Annotated in this window: 12 protein-coding genes and 1 pseudogene; 10 read left to right on the top strand and 3 right to left on the bottom strand. The window is 72.4% G+C overall.

Annotation, left to right across the window (positions count from 1 at the left end):
• The first annotated feature begins 246 nt into the window (after positions 1-246).
• Positions 247-3,087, top strand: a complete 2,841-nt coding sequence (gene leuS, locus ACFHW1_RS14350; RefSeq protein ID WP_416615591.1) for a leucine--tRNA ligase — start codon at positions 247-249, stop codon at positions 3,085-3,087.
• Here the strand turns inward: leuS and ACFHW1_RS14355 are convergent.
• From ACFHW1_RS14355 to ACFHW1_RS14365, 3 genes are read right to left on the bottom strand one after another with little or no spacing between them, the layout of a single operon-like run.
• The gene (locus tag ACFHW1_RS14355; protein ID WP_416551730.1) at positions 3,071-3,814 is read right to left on the bottom strand and encodes a TVP38/TMEM64 family protein; all 744 of its coding nucleotides are present in this window, start codon (positions 3,812-3,814) and stop codon (positions 3,071-3,073) included. The genes leuS and ACFHW1_RS14355 overlap by 17 nt on opposite strands.
• Positions 3,811-4,509, bottom strand: a complete 699-nt coding sequence (locus tag ACFHW1_RS14360; protein ID WP_416551815.1) for a type 1 glutamine amidotransferase — start codon at positions 4,507-4,509, stop codon at positions 3,811-3,813. Before ACFHW1_RS14360 ends, ACFHW1_RS14355 begins: the two co-directional genes overlap by 4 nt.
• Before the next feature lie 40 nt (positions 4,510-4,549).
• Positions 4,550-5,770 carry a MurT ligase domain-containing protein gene (locus ACFHW1_RS14365; protein WP_416551816.1) on the bottom strand — a complete coding sequence of 407 codons (1,221 nt, stop codon included), beginning with the start codon at positions 5,768-5,770 and terminating at the stop codon, positions 4,550-4,552.
• A gap of 84 nt (positions 5,771-5,854) precedes the next feature.
• Between ACFHW1_RS14365 and ACFHW1_RS14370 the strand changes: the two genes are divergently transcribed.
• The 9 genes and pseudogenes from ACFHW1_RS14370 (at position 5,855) to mraY (ending at position 17,414) form a co-directional block, all read left to right on the top strand.
• The gene (locus ACFHW1_RS14370) at positions 5,855-7,348 is read left to right on the top strand and encodes a hypothetical protein (protein WP_416551731.1); all 1,494 of its coding nucleotides are present in this window, start codon (positions 5,855-5,857) and stop codon (positions 7,346-7,348) included.
• Positions 7,345-7,782 (top strand): annotated as a pseudogene (locus ACFHW1_RS14375) (AAA domain-containing protein); the annotation flags it as partial. The gene ACFHW1_RS14370 and the pseudogene ACFHW1_RS14375, both read left to right, overlap by 4 nt.
• A gap of 763 nt (positions 7,783-8,545) precedes the next feature.
• The gene (mraZ, locus tag ACFHW1_RS14380; protein ID WP_123602607.1) at positions 8,546-8,977 is read left to right on the top strand and encodes a division/cell wall cluster transcriptional repressor MraZ; all 432 of its coding nucleotides are present in this window, start codon (positions 8,546-8,548) and stop codon (positions 8,975-8,977) included.
• Positions 8,978-9,242: 265 nt separating this feature from the next.
• Complete coding sequence (gene rsmH / locus ACFHW1_RS14385) at positions 9,243-10,376, top strand: 16S rRNA (cytosine(1402)-N(4))-methyltransferase RsmH (RefSeq protein ID WP_416551732.1); 1,134 nt, start codon at positions 9,243-9,245, stop codon at positions 10,374-10,376.
• An 11-nt stretch (positions 10,377-10,387) separates the two neighbouring features.
• Entirely contained in the window at positions 10,388-10,966 is a 579-nt protein-coding gene (locus tag ACFHW1_RS14390) for a hypothetical protein (protein ID WP_416551733.1), read from the top strand.
• Between the two features lie 5 nt (positions 10,967-10,971).
• Complete coding sequence (locus ACFHW1_RS14395) at positions 10,972-13,206, top strand: penicillin-binding transpeptidase domain-containing protein (protein WP_416615593.1); 2,235 nt, start codon at positions 10,972-10,974, stop codon at positions 13,204-13,206.
• Between the two features lie 55 nt (positions 13,207-13,261).
• Positions 13,262-14,851, top strand: a complete 1,590-nt coding sequence (locus ACFHW1_RS14400) for a UDP-N-acetylmuramoyl-L-alanyl-D-glutamate--2,6-diaminopimelate ligase (protein ID WP_416551735.1) — start codon at positions 13,262-13,264, stop codon at positions 14,849-14,851.
• Positions 14,848-16,293 (top strand): UDP-N-acetylmuramoyl-tripeptide--D-alanyl-D-alanine ligase, encoded by a 1,446-nt coding sequence (locus tag ACFHW1_RS14405; RefSeq protein ID WP_416551736.1) that lies wholly within the window; start codon positions 14,848-14,850, stop codon positions 16,291-16,293. The genes ACFHW1_RS14400 and ACFHW1_RS14405 overlap by 4 nt, the downstream gene beginning before the upstream one ends.
• Positions 16,290-17,414, top strand: coding sequence for a phospho-N-acetylmuramoyl-pentapeptide-transferase (gene mraY, locus ACFHW1_RS14410; protein WP_416551737.1), 1,125 nt, complete (start codon positions 16,290-16,292; stop codon positions 17,412-17,414). Before ACFHW1_RS14405 ends, mraY begins: the two co-directional genes overlap by 4 nt.
• The last annotated feature ends 130 nt before the right edge of the window (positions 17,415-17,544 follow it).

Genomic DNA, 17,544 nt, shown 5'->3' on the forward strand with positions numbered 1-17,544 from the left:
GTCGCCGTCGCCGTCGCCGGAGGCGGCGGTGAGGGCGGTCCACCTGGTTCTCCGACCCGGAGTACACTGGCGCCATGGCCGGCGCCTTCCTGCTCCTTCTCCGGCCGTGCTGACCCACCAGGCCGCCTGATCGGCGCAGCGGCCGTCCGGCGGCGGCAGCACGGCGACCCCTCCTGTGGAGGGGTTTTTTCATGCCCACGACCAACACATCACAGCCCACAACCGACCCTGAGGTGGCGACCGACGATGAGCGAGGCAGTCGAGACCGCGGCGGACACCCCACCGTTCCGGTACACCGCCGCGATGGCCGGCGAGATCGAGCGACGGTGGCAGCAGCGGTGGGAACGTGACGGCACCTTCCACGCGCCCAACCCGGTCGGCCCGCTGGCCGACCCGGCCCACCCGCGCGCCGACGCCGAGAAGCTCTTCCTGCTGGACATGTTCCCGTACCCGTCCGGCGCGGGGCTGCACGTCGGCCACCCGCTGGGTTTCATCGGCACCGACTGCTACGGCCGCTACCAGCGGATGGCCGGCCGCAACGTGCTGCACGCGATGGGCTTCGACGCCTTCGGCCTGCCCGCCGAGCAGTACGCGGTGCAGACCGGACAGCACCCGCAGACCACCACCGAGGCCAACATCGAACGGTACCGGGCCCAGCTGCGGATGCTGGGGCTGGCCCACGACGACCGGCGGTCGGTGGCCACCACAGACGTGGAGTTCTACCGCTGGACCCAGTGGATCTTCCTGCAGGTCTTCAACTCGTGGTACGACACCGAGGCCGGCAAGGCCCGGCCGGTCAGTGACCTGATCGCCGCGTACGAGTCGGGTCGGCGCGCCACCCCGGACGGACGTGCCTGGTCCGAGCTGACCGACCGGGAACGCCGCGAGCTGGTCGACGCGCACCGGCTGGCGTACGTCTCCGAGGCGCCGGTCAACTGGTGCCCCGGTCTGGGCACCGTGCTGGCCAATGAGGAGGTCACCGCCGACGGCCGGTCCGAGCGGGGCAACTTCCCGGTCTTCAAGCGCAACCTGCGGCAGTGGATGATGCGGATCACCACCTACGCCGACCGGCTGCTGACCGACCTGGACCTGCTGGACTGGCCCGAGCCGATCAAGCTGATGCAGCGCAACTGGATCGGCCGGTCCACCGGTGCCCACATCGTCTTCCCGACCGACGCCGCCCCGATCGAGGTCTTCACCACCCGACCGGACACCGTCTTCGGCGCCACCTACATGGTGCTGGCTCCCGAGCATGCCCTGGTCGACGAGCTGGTGCCGACCGCCTGGCCGGCGGGCACCCGGCCGGCGTGGACCGACGGACACGCCACCCCGGCCGAGGCGGTCGAGGCGTACCGCAAGCAGGCGGCCGGGCGCACCGACGCCGAGCGGCAGGCCGAGACCCGCGACAAGTCCGGCGTCTTCGTCGGCGCGTACGCCACCAACCCGGTCAACGGCGCCCGGCTGCCGATCTTCATCGCCGACTACGTACTGGCCGGCTACGGCACCGGGGCGATCATGGCGGTGCCGGCGCAGGACGAGCGGGACTGGGACTTCGCCGAGGTGTTCGACCTGCCGATCGTGCGGACCGTGACGCCGCCGGCGGACTTTACCGGCAAGGCGTACACCGGTGACGGACCGGCGATGAACAGCGACTTCCTGAACGGTCTGGGCGTGACCGAGGCCAAGGAGCGGATCATCGCCTGGCTGGAGGCGGGCGGCCACGGCCGGGGCGCGGTCACCTACCGGCTGCGGGACTGGCTGTTCAGCCGGCAGCGCTACTGGGGCGAGCCGTTCCCGATCGTGTACGACGAAACCGGGCTGCCGATTCCGCTGCCGGAGGAGATGCTGCCGCTGGAGCTGCCGGAGATCGACGACTTTTCGCCGCGTACCTTCGACCCTGACGACGCCGCATCCGACCCGGAGACCCCGCTGTCGCGAGCCGCCGACTGGGTCGAGGTGGAGCTGGACCTGACCGGGGTGCCGGGTGCGCCGGCCGGCCGGCGGCGCTACCGCCGGGAGACCAACACGATGCCGCAGTGGGCCGGCTCCTGCTGGTACGAGCTGCGCTACGCCGACCCGGCCAACAGCGACGCCTTCGTCGACCCGGCCAACGAGCGGTACTGGATGGGTCCGGCGTCGTCGGCCGACTGCGGCGGTGTCGACCTGTACGTCGGCGGGGTCGAGCACGCCGTGCTGCACCTGCTGTACGCCCGGTTCTGGCACAAGGTGCTGTTCGACCTGGGGCACGTGTCCAGCGTCGAGCCGTTCCGCCGCCTGTTCAACCAGGGCTACATCCAGGCATACGCGTACACCGACGCGCGCGGCGCGTACGTCGACGCGGCGGCGGTGACCGAGCGCGACGGCGGCTGGTTCCACGGCGACACCGCGGTCAACCGCGAGTACGGCAAGATGGGCAAGAGCCTGCGCAACGTGGTCACCCCGGACGAGATGTGCGAGGCGTACGGCGCCGACACGTTCCGGGTGTACGAGATGTCGATGGGCCCGCTGGAGGTGTCCCGCCCCTGGGAGACCCGGGCGGTGGTCGGCTCGTACCGGTTCCTGCAGCGGGTGTGGCGGGCCCTGGTCGACGAGCAGTCCGGGGCGTCCCGGGTGACCGACGACCCGGCCGACGACGAGCTGCGCCGGTTGACGCACCGGGTGATCGACGGCGTCCGGTCGGACATGGACGGGCTGCGGTTCAACACCGCGATCGCCAAGCTGATCGAGCTGACCAACGCGTTGACCCGGCTGCCGGCCACCCCCCGCGAGGTGGCTGAGCCGCTGGTGCTGATGCTGGCCCCGTTCGCCCCGCACGTCGCCGAGGAGCTGTGGCAGCGGCTCGGCCACACCGGTTCGCTGACCTACGCCGACTTCCCGTCGGCCGACCCGGCGCTGCTGCGGGCCGCGTCGGTGACCTATCCGGTGCAGGTGGCCGGCAAGGTCCGGGGCCGCGTCGAGGTGCCGGCCGAGGCCGCCGAGGACGAGGTACGGGCCGCCGCGTTGGACGCCGTCGCCGAGCACCTGGCCGGCCGTACGCCGCGCAAGGTGATCGTGGTCCCGGGCCGAATGGTCAGCGTGGTCCCGTGACCCGCAGCGCCGCGCGGTCCGCCCGGACCGCGCGGCGCCAGCGCAGCAGCAGCACGACGGTGGCCGCCGCACCCAGGCCGGCGGGCGCGGCGGCCAGCCAGTTGATCTCACCGGGGGCGACCACCGCCGCGCCGATCACCGCGTAGCCGACCGCGGTCGGCGCCGACGCCAGCACGCTGCCGATCAGGAACGGGACCAGCCGGGCACCGGTGGTGCCGTAGCCGTAGCTGACCATGCCGAACCCGCTGATCGGCAGCAGCCGGACCATGATCACGCCCAGCACGCTCTGGGTGGCGAACCAGCGGTCCAGCCGGGCCAGCCGTAACCTGATCCGGTCGGCTCGCCCGGCCAGGCCGGCCGGCGGGGCCGCCATCGAGGTCCGGCTGACGACGTACTCCCGGCCGAGCCACCGTCCGACAACGAAGCCGATCAGCGCAGCCAGCGCGGCCGCGGCGAGGCTGTAGCCGGCACCCGCCACCGGGCCGAACAGCGCTCCCCAGGTCAGGGTGATGAACGTGCGGGGGACCAGCACGGTCAGCAGCAGCGCGCCGCCGACCACGGCCAGCACCGGACCGGCCGCTCCGAGCTGGTCGGGCAGCCCGGTCAGTGCCGCCAACTCGGGCCGGGGAGCCAGCAGCACCAGCAGGGCGCAGCCACCGATCAGGGTGAGCAGGGCCGCGAACCGGGCCACCGCCGGCTCGCGCAGTGCCCGGCCCAGCCGCCTCACGTGCGGATCGCGGCCGTCCGTTCGGCCCGCAGCCGGTCGGCCCACAGGTCGTTGAGCGGCGGCAAGCTGGCCGCGCCGATCGCCCAGCGCAGCAGCAGATCCGCCAGCGCCGGGTTGCGGGCCAGCGCCGGGCCGTGCGCGTAGGTGCCCAGGATGTTGCCCCGCCAGGCGCCCTCGCTGGTCCCGTCGTTGCCGACCCCGGCGGTGACCCGGGCCAGCGGCGAGACGCCGTTGCCGAGATGGGTGCGCCCGCCGTGGTTCTCGAAACCGCTCAGCGGTGGTACGCCGAGCCGCGGGTCGATGTCGCCGGCGAGTTCGCCGACCGCCCGGCTCGGTCCCCGGTCGGAGTACAGGTCCAGCAACTCCAGGCCGGTGCACTGGGTGCCCTTGGCGAAGAACGAGGTGCCCAGCAACTGGTAGCCGGCGCAGACCGCGAAGATCACTGAGCCCTGGTCGACCGCGCGGTGCAACCCGGTGTCGGCCCGTAGCCGCTGGGCGGCCAGCGCCTGCGGGCCGTCCTCGCCGCCGCCGATCAGGTAGATGTCGGCCGACTGCGGCACCGGCTGGTCGGAGCGGATCTCGGTGAGCTCCACCGGTATGCCGCGCTGCTGGGCTCGACGGGCCAGGATCAGCAGGTTGCCCCGGTCGCCGTAGGTGGACAGCAGGTCGGGGTAGATCCAGACCAGGCGGAGCACGCTGGGCCCGCCGATCGACGGGCCGGTGGCCGGAAATGACTCAGTTGACACGGTCCAGCTCCGCTCGGATGTCCTGGAATGCGGTGTAGTTCGCGATGACCTCCAGTCGGCCGGGCGGCACCGAGGCGATCGCCGCGTTGAGCGACGGGACGTGCAGGAACGGCACGTCGTTGACCTCCAGCCGGACGGCGAGGTCGAAGGCGCGGTCCCCGGTGATCAGTACCTGGCGGCCGCGCAGCGGCGAGAAGTCGACATCGAACAGCCAGGAGGTGTCCAGTCCGTCGGGGTCGCGGGCGTTGATCGACAGCAGTGTCGGTGCCTGATCAGCCATGTCGAACGCCTCCAGCCAACTGGCCGGGTTCTTGGCCAGCAGCAGCCGGATGGTCCGCCCGTTGCGGACCACCTGCGCGTACCGGCCGGCCACCGAGGTGACCACCGCCAGCCGGGACACCGCGGCCACCGGGCGTACGCCGAACTCGGCGGCCACCGCCAGCGCGGTGGCGGCGTTGCCGATGTTGACCTGCCCGGGCAGTTGCAGCGTCACCTTGTGCCAGGCGCCGCTCGGGTCGATGACACCGTCCTCGTCGACCACCCACTCCGGGTCGGGCCGGCGCAGCGGGCAGCCGGCGCACCACCACTGGTTGTCGGAGCGTTCGATCGCCGAACCGCACTCCGGGCAGACCCACGAGTCGTCGTGCCAGCGCTGCCCGGCACTGAACCAGGAGACCGAGCCGGCGGTCGCGGCCGCCCACACCACCATCGGGTCGTCGGCGTTGGCCACCACCTTGATCTCGGGATGCTCGGCCAGCGCCACCTGCCACAGCTGGGCCATCATCGCCACCTCCTTAGCCCGGTCCAGCTGGTCCCGAGAGAGGTTCAGCAGGGCGACCACCCGGGGGCTGGTGGCCTCGAGTACCTGAGCCAGGTAATGCTCGTCCACTTCGAGCACCGCGTACGGCGTGGTGCCGGCCTTGGCCAGCGCGGAGGTGTGCCCGGTCGGCATGTTCGCGCCGTACGAGTTCGTCGCGACCCGGCCGAGTACGCCGACCGCCGCCGCGGCGAGCCGGGTGGTGGTGGTCTTGCCGTTGGTGCCGGAGACCAGCGCGACGGACCGCCCGGCGGCGAGATGCGCCAGCAGCTCCGGATCGATCTTGAGGCCGATCCAACCGCCGATCACCGACCCGTCACCTCGCCCAGCGGCCCGCGACAGCGCCGCAGCGGTGCGGGACACCGAGCTTGCCACCTTCGCCCGCAAGGGCATCTTCGCGTCCGTCACGCGAGCGAGGTTACCGGACCCTGTCCGGCGCCGATCGACGCACGGACGCGTTGGTACGGTCGACGACCGATGAGTAGCTCAACGGTCGCCACCGCGCTGCGGGCGTTGGCCGAGCTGGCGCCCGCCGCACCCGAGCGGATGTTGGACGTGACCCGGGGCGGCCAGCCGCTGCTCTGGCTCGCCGATCCGGACCGGCACCAGCGTGATGCCGCCACCGACCGGTTGGCCGCGGTCGACCTGTTGCACCGCGACGAGCGGATTCTGCGACGCGGCCTGGGTCTGGTCGTCGGCACCGTCGAACGGGACGGGGTCCGTCGCCGGGTCCGGCTGCCGTTGCTGTCCGAACCGGTCCGGTTGGAGCGTGCGCTGCGTGGTTACCGGGTGGTGTCGGCCGGGGAGTTGGAGCTGACCTCCCTGGTCACGGATCGCGCCGTGGCGGCGAACCTGGAATCGGTGCCGGGTCTGGGCGGGCCGGGTTGGCTGACGGCGACCGGGACGCAGGCATGGCTGGCGGTGCTGTTCACCGTCCGGGATGTCTACGGGGTGGCGCTCGCCGACGGACTACGGGCCTGGGCCGGCCGGGACCTGACCGGCACCGCGCTGGCGGCGGTCTACCAGCCGACGCCGACCGGCGCTGGCGGCGGTGCCGGCGAAACAACGGCGGGGTATGCAGCCACGCCCGACGCCCGGTTCGACGCCGCTGCGGTCGAGTCGCCGTTGCCGCTGACCGCCGCCCAGTCGGACGTGGTCCGGCGGGTCCGGCGGGAACGACTCACCGTCGTGTCGGGTCCGCCGGGCAACGGCAAGGGCCACACCGTGGTGGCCGCCGCCCTGGACACGGTCGACCGGGAGACCGGCCTAATCCGGCTAGCCCTGGAGACCGAGGAACTGGCCGCCGCAGCTACGTCGTGGGAGCCGCTGCTCGGTGCGCTGTCACTGACCGCACCGGGCGCGTTCGCCGCACCCGGGATGGACCTCGCCGGTGCCGCGCGCCAGGTCCGGCTGGCACGCGGCGCGGGCTGGAACTGGCGGACGAGGTGGCTGCGGCGGGCCGCCCGTCGCTGGCTGCGGCGTCGGCTCGGTGTCGCCGTCGACCTCGCCGGGGACACCGACGGTGCGTTGGACCAGGTCGCCGATGCGGTTGAGGCGGCCCGGGCGGTGGCGGCTCGGGCTCGGCTCGCCGCTGCGGGCGGCACTGATCTGGCGGCGTACTGGGACCGGCTCGATGAGGCCGACCGGGAGCTCGCCGAACGGGTCGCGACCGCGATGCGGGACCGCGCCGGCAGCGAGCGTCGATGGGATCCGGCGGCCCGGCGCAACGCCGGGGCGTTGGCGAGCTGGTCATCCTTGACGAGGCCTCGCACAGCGACCAGATCCGGGCTGCCCCGGCGCTGGCCCGGGCCCGTCGGGCGCTGGTCGTCGGTGACCCACGGCAGTTGCGCTTCGTTTCCTTCGTCGCCGACGTGGACGTGGCCGACACGCTCGACCGACACGGTCTGGACGACCGGCTCGACGTCCGCCGGGTCAGCGCCTTCGATCTCGCCGCTGCCAGCGCACCGGTGACCTGGCTCGACGAGCACCGCCGCTGCGTACCGCAGCTGATCGAGTTTGCGGCCCGGCGGTTCTACGCTGACCGGTTCGCGGTCACCACCCGCCACCCGGCGAACGAGTCGATCGACGTGATCGCGGTGCGGCAGGTGGTGTCGGCGGCCACCGTGGACGGGGTGAATACGGCGGGGGTGACCGCCACCGTCGAGGTGGTGCGGGAGCTCGCGACTTCCGGCCGGTCGCAGATCAGCGTCGTCACCCCGTTTCGCGCGCAGGCCGACGCGCTGGAGGCGGCACTGGTCGCAGAATTTCCGGTGGAGCGGATCGAGGAGCTGGGCCTGCGGGTCGGCACCGAGCACACGATCCAGGGCGGCGCGGCCGACACGGTGGAGGCGTCGTTCGCGGCAACCGACGACGATCCGCCGGCCAGGTTACGTTTCCTGGCCGATCCGCACCTGTTCAATGTCCTGATCACGCGGGCGCGCCGGCAGTTGGTGGTGGTGACCTCGCTGACCGCCGCCGACGGCCTGGTAAGGGAGTCTCTGCGGTACGCGCGCCAACCGCCGCCGGCGGTGCCGTGCGGTGGCGTGGCGACCACCGCCGGGGTCAGCGGTTGGGCTGAACAGCTCGGTGCCCGGCTGACCGAAAACGGCGGCGTGGTGCGGTTCGACTACCCGGTCGGACGGTGGACGGTGGACATCTGTCTCGGTGTCGGCGCCGACACCGTCGGTCTCAACCGTGTGGTCCATCCGGACGGTCCGCAAGCGCACCTGGCGCGGCAGCGGGCGTTGCGCCGGGCCGGTTGGGCGTTGGTCGACGCTTCGCCTCCCGCTGGAACGGTGACCCGGTGCGGGCGGCGCTGGAGATCCTCGCCGGGCAGCGGGCCGCCATTGGGAGCCGACAGCCGCTACCGCGATCGGGAGCGGACAGCCCCTGCCATCGTCGCCGCGGGCGGTGTCGGTGTCCGCGCCGGACGGGAGAGAACGATGTCGCGCTGTCGGAAAGCGGACCGGCGCCCGCCCGCCCTCCACTCGGCACCACCCCCGCTGACGTGCAGTTTTGTCGGAGAGTTGGGCGTGTTTCGGTCGCGATTCTGGTTGCGGGTGGAGGGAAGTGGAGTAGAGTGGGGCGCGATGGCGGGGCCGGGAGGGCCCGCCGGCCCCGGGGGGATGCGGCACCGCGAATGCCGTACAAGGGCAAGGGGGGTGGGCCGTGTTTCTCGGCACCCATACTCCGCGCCTGGACGAAAAGGGCCGGTTGATCCTTCCAGCCAAGTTTCGGGACGAGCTGGCGGGAGGTGTCGTGATCACCAAGGGGCAGGAACGCTGTCTGTACGTGTTCCCGACGCCGGAGTTCCAGCGGATCGCCGAGCAGCTGCGCGAGCAACCGATGACGCACAAGGCGGCGCGGGCCTACAGCCGGGTCTTCTTTGCCAGCGCGCATGACGAGGTGCCCGACAAGCAGGGCCGGGTGACGATCCCGGCGCATCTGCGGGAGTACGCCGGGCTCGGCCGCGACCTCGTGGTGATCGGGGCGAGCAGCCGGGTGGAGATCTGGGACAAGCAGGCATGGGAGACATACCTCTCCGATAGCGAGGACGACTTCGCGGACATCGAAGAGGGGGTGCTGCCCGGCGGACTGTAGGGCAACGGATGATCGACCGCCCGGCTCTTCGTCGGGTGTCGGTGGCTGACGCGAGAGCCGCCGGTCGGCACCGGTCGTCCGACGTACTGCGAGATCTCCAGCCGCTCCCGCACCTGGCGCCACTTCCCCGGCGCCAGGCGCGTGTTTCGAGCACCGGTCCGGCACGGACGGTGGGCGGGAGTAGAGCGGATGGGGATCTGGCGGTACGACGAGCGGCAACGCAGCAACCGGGCACGGCACGGCAGGCAGGCCACTGGGGGTCGACATGGGGGAGCTTCGCGGTACGCACGTACCGGTGCTGCTCGCGCGGTGTCTCGAGCTGCTCGCCCCCGCGCTGGACCGCGGTGACCGGCCGACCGTGCACGTCGATGCGACTCTCGGCCTGGGTGGTCACGCCCATGCGGTGCTGGCGGCGTTCCCGCTGGTCACCCTGGTAGGGCTGGACCGTGACCGGGAAGCGCTGGCACACGCCCGGGCGAGGTTGGCCGGGTTCGCCGACCGGGTCCATCTGGTCCACGCGGTCTACGACGAGTTGCCCGAGGTCCTTGACCAGCTCGAGCTGTCCGGGGTGGACAGCGTGTTGTTCGATCTGGGGGTGTCCTCACTGCAGCTCGACGCGCCCGAGCGCGGGTTCGCCTACTCCCGGGACGTCGCCCTGGACATGCGGATGGACCAGGGGCGGGGGACCACAGCTGAGGAGATCGTCAACGGCTACCCCCCGGGGGACCTGGTCCGGGTGCTGCGGGAGTACGGCGAGGAGCGGTTCGCCAGCCGGATCGTCTCGGCGATCGTGCGGGAGCGGCAGCGGCAGCCGATCACCTCGTCGACGCGACTGGCTGAACTGGTCGAGTCGGCGGTGCCGGCGGCTACCCGAAGAACTGGGGGAAACCCCGCGAAGAGAACGTTTCAAGCGTTGCGTATCGAGGTAAACGAGGAGCTGGCGGTGCTGCGCAGGGCGCTGCCGGCAGCGCTGGACGCGTTGCACGTCGGCGGACGCATGGTGGTGCTGTCCTACCACTCGCTGGAGGACCGGATCACCAAGCAGACGTTGGCTGGCCGGGCGCGCAGCACCGCACCGGTGGAGCTGCCGGTCGAGCTGCCGGGCACCGGCCCGACGCTGCGGTTGCTCGGCCGGGGTGCCGAGCAGGCCGGCGAGGCGGAGATCGCGGCCAACCCGCGGGCGGCGTCGGTACGGCTGCGCGCGGCGGAGTACATCGGACAGGCGGCGGTGCGCAGTGCCGGCACCGCCGGGCGGGGAAAGGGTGGGGCCGCCCGCGAACGGCCCCACCCGGGGAGAGCACCACACCGGCCCGGCGCGGCGGCGTCCGGGCCATCCACACCGGACGGGATAGCCGGCCGGCGGAGACGTCACGATCGGGGTCGTGACGAGAAGGAGTAGGGGGAGGGGAGATGAACGTCGAGAAGCGCGACCGCTCGGGGCAGGTCGGTCAGCGCGGCGCCCGGGCGGGCGCACCGCGGTCGGGGGGCCGGACCGCGGCGCGGCGCAGCAACCCGGCAGGGGGCTACGTGACCCAGGGCAGCGCGGCGCTGCAGGAGCAGCCCACGACTCAGGACTCGGTCCGGGTCTGGGACAGCTCGGCGGAGCCGGCGCCGCCGCGACTGCGGGTCGCACCGCCGGCACCGGTGTCGGTGCCCCGGGCACCGTTCATCGCGATGATCCTGGTGGTCGTCGTCGGTGGGGTGCTCGGTGTGCTGCTGGTCAACACCAAGATCAACGAGAACGCGGTGCGGATCGGCACGCTGCAGCAGCAGCAGTCGAACCTGGATCTGCAGGAGCAGCAGCTGGAGAAGGAAATCGCGCAGTACGAGGCGCCGAACAACCTGGCCGCCCAGGCTCGCAAGCTCGGCCTGGTCGAGTCCGGTCCGCCAGCGTTCATCCGGCTGCCGGACGGACGGATCATCGGCGTACCGCAGCCGGCCACCGGTGAGCCGGCCATCACCAGCTCGCAGCAGGGGGCGGGGGAGTAAGCCGGGTGGCTGACCGTTCCGATCCGCCGCGCCGGGATCCACGTGGATCCCGGCGCGGCGGCGTCGGTGAACCCGGCCCGATCGGCGGCATCGCCGACGCCCGCGCCTACACCCCCCGGGGTAGGACGGTGCGCGAGTCTGCCGAGCAACGCCGCACCGGCCGCGCCGAACGCAGTCGGGATCCGTTCCGGCCCGCGCTGCAGGTGCTCGACGGGGGTCGGTCCACCAGCGGTCGGCCGCCAGCCCGGACCGGTCCGGCGGACCCCGGCGACCGGGGTACCGGACCACGTCGCGACGCCGACCGGCGGAGCACGTCGCGCCGCGGCGTCGACCCGGACCGGGCAGCGCGGCGCGGAGCCGACTCCAACCGCCACCGGTCGACCACCGGCCATGCCGGGGCGGACGGCAAGTCCCGGCAGGCGTCGTCCGGCTCCGCCCGGCGTGCCCCGGGCCCGGCCCGACAGGGCACCCGGGGCCGCCCACGGCGGCCCGCCACCCTGCCCCGGCTGGCCGACCCCCGGCGCCGGCTGCGGCTGGGCACCTTTCTCACCCTGGCCATGTTCGTGGTGATCGGGATCCGGCTGATCGTGCTGCAGGTCGTTGACGCCCCGGCGTACGCCGACGGCGGCGTCTGGGACCGGATCGGCTCGGTCGTCGTGCCCGCCCCCCGGGGCAGCATCTACGACCGTACCGGCGCTGTGCTGGCACACAGCGTCGCCGCCCGGTTCGTCTACTCCGACCCGGGTCTGGTCGAGGATCCGCAGGCGACGGCGGAGGCGCTGTCACCGCTGCTCGGCATCCCCCGCTCCACGCTGCTGGACCGGCTGGTCCCGCAGACCCGCGAGGACGGGCAGGAGTCGCGGTTCGAGTTCCTGGCTCGTGGGGTGGACGTCGAGCTCGCCGACCAGGTGATGGACCTGGAACTGGCGGGTATCGGGGTGGACTACGACGAACGGCGCGAGGTGCCCGGCAACGACCTGGCCGCGAACCTGCTCGGCTTCGTCGGTCTGGACATGAACGGCCTGGAAGGCATCGAGGCGCGCTACGACGAGGTGCTGCGCGGGGTGAACGGGCAGCGGATCGCCGAGCAGGGCAACCGCGACCTGCGGTTGGCCGAGATTCCCGGCGGCTACCGGCAGGAGACCGAGCCGCAGCCCGGCAGTTCGCTGGTGCTCACCATTGACCGGGACCTGCAGTACGAGGTGCAACGGATCCTCAGCGCAACGCTGGAGCAGTGCGCCGTCAGTGTGGCCGCTGCGGTGGTGCTGGACCCGCGTACCGGGGAGGTTCTCGCCCAGGCCAGCGAGCCCACCTACAACGCCGCCGACGCGTGGTCCAGCGATCCGTCCGACCGGCAGGACATCGCCACCACGTTCACCGCCGAACCCGGCTCGGTGCACAAACCGCTGGTGCTCGGAGCTGCCCTGGAGGAAGGGCTGATCGGGCCGGACACCACACTCGACCTCGGTCCGACGATCCGCAAGGGCGACACCACCTTCCGGGACACCCGCCCGATCGAGGCGGGTGTCGCGACCAGCCTGGCCGGTATGCTGGCCTACTCGTCGAACGTCGGCACGATCAAGATCGCCGACCAGCTCGGGCCGGAGCGGCTGCACGCGTACCAGCAGGCGTTCGGTCTGGGCAGCCCGACCGGGGTCGGACTACCCGGCGAGGCCAGCGGCAGGGTGCTGCCGCTGGACGAGTGGAGCGCCTCGTCGTACGGGTCGGTGCCGCTCGGGCACAGCGTCGACGCCACCCCGCTGCAGATGGCCGCCGCCTACGCGGCGATCGCCAACGACGGCGTCTACGTACCGCCCCGACTGGTCCGGGAGATCGTTGACGAGCACGGGCAGCGCGCCCCGACCGAGGCGCCGACCACCCGCCGGGTGCTCAGTGCCGACAACGCCGCCGCGCTGCGCATGATCATGGAAGGCGTCACCACCATCCCTGGTGCCACCGGCACCGCGGCGGCGGTCCCCGGATACCGGGTGGCCGGCAAGACCGGCACCGGTCGGCGGATCGTCAACGGCTCCGTCGCCCCCGGTGCGGTGACGTCGTTCATCGGCATGGCGCCGGCCGACGACCCGCGCTACGTGGTCGCCGTGGTGTCGCACACCCCCGGTGGTGGCTGCGGGGACGTCGCCGCCCCAGCGTTTCGCGACATGATGCGCTTCACCCTGCTGCACTACCGGGTACCGCCGACCGGCACCGAGCCACCCGAGTTCGTGGTGCACCCGTGACGCTCCGTGCCCGGGCGACGTGCGGGAGTCACCCGTACGGACGAAACGCCGCGCGATGCGGAGCGACCGGTACGCCGCTGCGCGGGCCCGGACCGCGGACCGGGTAGGGTCTAGCGCCGTGCCCGGCAATCCACGACCCCGCACCAATCGTCCGATTCCGTTCGCGGAGCTCGCCGCGTCGCTGGCGGTGCCGCCACCGACCGCCGCAGCCCCGCTGATCAGCGGAATCACCCACGCCAGCAGCGACGTCAGGCCCGGTGACCTGTACGCCGCGCTGCCCGGAGCCCGCCGGCACGGCGCCGAGTTCGTCGCCGACGCCGGTGCCCGAGGCGCGGTGGCCGTGCTCACCGATCCAGCCGGCGCCCCGGCGGCTGCCGAAGCCGGGCTGCCCGCCCTGGTGGTCCCCGAGCCGAGGACGGTACTGGGCCGGGTCGCGGCGGTCGTCTACGGCGAGCCGACCCGGCACCTGGCCATGATCGGGTTGACCGGCACCGCCGGCAAGACCTCCACCGCGTACCTGGTCGAGTCGGGGCTGCGGGCCGCCGGCCAGTCGACCGGGTTGATCGGTACGGTCGAGACCCGCCTCGGCGACCTGATCGTGCCCAGCATGCGGACCACCCCCGAGGCGACCGATCTGCACGCGATGTTGGCCGTGGCCCGCGAGCACGGCGTGGTTAGCGTGGTGATGGAGGTGTCGAGCCACGCGCTGGTCCTGGACCGGGTCGGCGGTGTGCGGTTCGCGGTCGGCGGCTACACCAACTTCGGGTCGGACCACCTCGACTTTCACGCCGACGCCGCCGATTACTTCGCCGCCAAGGCCCGGCTCTTCGACGGCCGCTGCGCGGTCGAGGTGCTCAATCACGACGACCCGGCCCTGGAGCCGCTGCGTCGTCCACACACGGTCACCTACTCGGCCGCCGGGGACGCCGCCGCCACCTGGCGGGCTGCGGCGGTCAGCGACGACGGCTACCGGCAACACTTCATCGCCCTGGGCCCGGACGGGATCTCCATCGAGGCCGCCGTCGGGCTGCCGGGGCGGCACAACGTGGCGAACGCGCTGCTGGCCATCGCGACCCTGGTCGCGCTCGGCGTCGATCCGGCCACGGCCGCCGCCGGAGTGGCCGACTGCCCCGGCGTACCCGGCCGGTTGGAACAGGTCGCCGCCCCCGGCCCGGTGCTCGGCGTGGTGGACTACGCGCACAAGCCGGACGCTATCGTCGCCGTGCTGACCGCGCTGCGCGGTCTCGCCGACTCCCGGCGGGGCCGGCTGATCTGCGTGATCGGGGCCGGGGGCGACCGGGACCGGGGTAAACGTCCGACGATGGGCGCCGCCGCCGCCCGCGGTGCCGACCTGGTGATCGTCACCGACGACAACCCGCGGACCGAGGACCCGGCGGCGATCCGGGCCGAGGTACGCCACGGGGCCGACGGCGTCGCTGGAGCCGAGGTGGTGGAGGTCGCCGGCCGGCGGGCGGCGATCGACGAGGCGGTCCGGCTTGCCGGGCCCACCGACGTGGTCGCGCTGCTCGGCAAGGGCCACGAGCAGGGACAGGAGATCGACGGCAACGTCCAGCCGTTCGACGACCGGGTGGAGCTCGCGGCGTCACTGACCGCCCGGTTCCCGGCACTGGTGAGGCAGGCATGATCACGATGACGCTGGCCGAGGTGGCCGAGGCGGTTGGTGGGCGGCTGCAGGACGCCGATCCAGCCAGCCGGGTCACCGGCGGGGTGGAGTTCGACTCCCGCAGGATCGGGCCCGGCGGGCTGTTCGTCGCCTTCGCCGGCGAGCGGGTCGACGGGCACGACTTCGCCGGCGCGGCGCTCGCCGCCGGAGCCGTCGCGGTGCTCGGCACCCGCCCGATCGCCGTCGACGGCGGCGCCACCCCGGTGCCGATGGTGCTCGTCGGCGATCCGCTCGACGCGATGGCCCGGCTGGCCCGGGCGGTCCTGGACCGACTGCCCCAGCTGACCGTGATCGGCCTGACCGGATCGTCGGGAAAGACCACGACCAAGGACCTGATCGCGCAGCTCGTCGCCGGGATCGGCCCGACGGTGGCGCCGGCCGGCTCGTTCAACAACGAGCTCGGCCACCCGTACACCGTGCTGCAGGCCGACGCCGAGACCCGGTTCCTGGTGCTTGAGATGGGCGCCCGGGGCATCGGCCACATCCGGCACCTGTGCGAAGTCGCGCCGCCCCGGATCGGCGTGGTGATCAACGTCGGGGTCGCGCACCTCGGGGAGTTCGGTTCGGTCGACGCCATCGCCACCGCAAAGGGCGAGCTGGTCGAGGCGTTGCCGGTTGACGGCGTCGCGGTGCTCAACGCCGACGACCCCCGGGTGCGGCAGATGGCTGAACGCACCGCCGGGCGGGTGGTGCTGGCCGGAGCGGACTCCGCGGCGACGGTGCGCGCCGAGAACGTCACAGTGGATGACCGCGGGAGGGCCGCGTACCAGCTGGTCACCCCGGCAGGGTCGGCGCCGGTGCGGCTAGCGGTGAGCGGCCGGCATCAGGTCGGTAACAGCCTGCTCGCCGCGGCCGTGGCGATCGAGCTGGGGATGTCCGACCCGGCGGAGCTGGCGGCCGGGCTCGGCCAGCTCCGGCTGGTCTCGACTCGTCGGATGGACGTGATCGACCGGGCGGACGGAATCACCGTGATCGACGATTCCTACAACGCCAACCCCGCCTCCACGGCGGCGGCGCTGCGGGCGTTGGTCGATCTCGGCTCGGGGCGACGGACCACCGCGGTGCTTGGCTATATGGCCGAGCTTGGCGAGTACGAGGAGCAGGGGCACGCCGAGGTTGGCAGGTTGGCTGCCGAGCTCGGCGTGCACCGGCTGCTGGTGGTGGGTGAACAGGCCGCGCCGATCCGGCATGGGGCGGCGGCGGTTGCGACGTGGGAAGGGGAGTCGGTGCTGGTCACCGATCAACAGGCGGCGATCGACCTGCTCCGGCGGGAACTCACCGACGGGGACGTGGTGCTGGTGAAGGGCTCGCGGTACCGCACCTGGGAGGTCGTCGACGCGCTGCGCGACGGATCGGCCTCCGAGGGTACGCCGGTGACCGGGGTCGGGGAGGCGACGGCGTGAGAGCGGTCATCGTCGCGGCGGCCGTGGCCTTCCTGGTGTCGCTGTTCGGCACCCCGGTGGCGATCAAAGTCTTCACGCGGCTCAAGGCCGGCCAGCCGATCCGGGCCGAAGGCCCGGTCATGCACCAGGGCAAGAAGGGCACGCCGACGATGGGCGGCGTGGTCTTCATTGTGGCGACGGTGGTCGCGTACGTCGCCGGTCACCTCGCCCTGACCACTTTGCCGGCCCAGCAGATCGCCCAGGTCGGGCCGACCATCACCGCGCTCGTATTGCTCGGCCTGTTGGTCTTCTCCGGGGCAGTCGGCTTTGTTGACGACTTCCTCAAGGTCCGCAAACGCAACAGCGCCGGGCTGAACAAGCGGGGCAAGCTACTCGGTCAGATCCTGGTCGGCGCGGTGTTCGGGGTGATCGCGCTGTACTTCCCGAGCACGATGGTGGACTCCACCGGCGACGCGACCAACACCGAGACGGTCGGCAGCACCACGCTGTCGTTCATCCGCGACATCGACGCCCTCGACGTCGGCAAGGCCGCGTCGGTGGTCATCTTCATCCTGGTGGTGATGGCCACGACCAACGGCGTCAACCTGACCGACGGGCTGGACGGTCTGGCCACCGGCGCGTCGGTGATGGTGCTCGGCACCTACGCGTTGATCGCCTTCTGGCAGTACCGGCACTGGTGCGCCGACCCGAACTACACCGCCCAGTACTGCTACCAGGTGCGCGACCCGCTGGAGATCGCGTTGATCGCTGGTGCGGCAGCCGGAGCCTGTGTCGGTTTCCTCTGGTGGAACACCTCGCCGGCGCGGATCTTCATGGGTGACACCGGCGCGCTCGGGCTCGGCGGGCTGATCGCCGGGATGGCGATGGCCACCAGGACCATGCTGCTGCTGCTGATCATCGGTGGGCTCTTCGTCATCATCACCATGTCGGTGGTGATCCAGATCATCTCGTTCCGCACCACCGGCAAGCGGGTGTTCCGGATGTCGCCTCTGCAGCACCATTTCGAACTGGCCGGGTGGAGCGAGGTCAACATCGTCGTCCGGTTCTGGATCATCGCCGGGATCGGCGTGGCGATCGGCCTCGGCCTGTTCTACAGCGAGTTCCTTGCGGTGATGGGCTAGCCCAGCCGGCCCGCGCCCGTTGCGGCGGCCGGCCCGACACGCCGGCGCGGTGTTGATGTCCGGCCGCCGAGGGCGGCAGCGCCGATGATGGACCGATGGCGACGACAGGTGGCGGCCCGGATGAGCGCTG

The organism is Micromonospora sp. LOL_014 (assembly GCF_048060245.1).
In the GTDB taxonomy this organism is placed as follows: Bacteria; Actinomycetota; Actinomycetes; order Mycobacteriales; family Micromonosporaceae; genus Micromonospora_E.

What these genes read in the sequence shown, in the direction of transcription:
- leuS (WP_416615591.1), top strand. Translation starts at nt 247, where the DNA reads ATGAGCGAGGCAGTCGAGACCGCGGCGGACACCCCACCGTTCCGGTAC.
- ACFHW1_RS14365 (WP_416551816.1), bottom strand. Translation starts at nt 5,770, where the DNA reads ATGCCCTTGCGGGCGAAGGTGGCAAGCTCGGTGTCCCGCACCGCTGCG.
- ACFHW1_RS14370 (WP_416551731.1), top strand. Translation starts at nt 5,855, where the DNA reads ATGAGTAGCTCAACGGTCGCCACCGCGCTGCGGGCGTTGGCCGAGCTG.
- rsmH (WP_416551732.1), top strand. Translation starts at nt 9,243, where the DNA reads ATGGGGGAGCTTCGCGGTACGCACGTACCGGTGCTGCTCGCGCGGTGT.
- ACFHW1_RS14390 (WP_416551733.1), top strand. Translation starts at nt 10,388, where the DNA reads ATGAACGTCGAGAAGCGCGACCGCTCGGGGCAGGTCGGTCAGCGCGGC.
- ACFHW1_RS14400 (WP_416551735.1), top strand. Translation starts at nt 13,262, where the DNA reads ATGCGGAGCGACCGGTACGCCGCTGCGCGGGCCCGGACCGCGGACCGG.
- ACFHW1_RS14405 (WP_416551736.1), top strand. Translation starts at nt 14,848, where the DNA reads ATGATCACGATGACGCTGGCCGAGGTGGCCGAGGCGGTTGGTGGGCGG.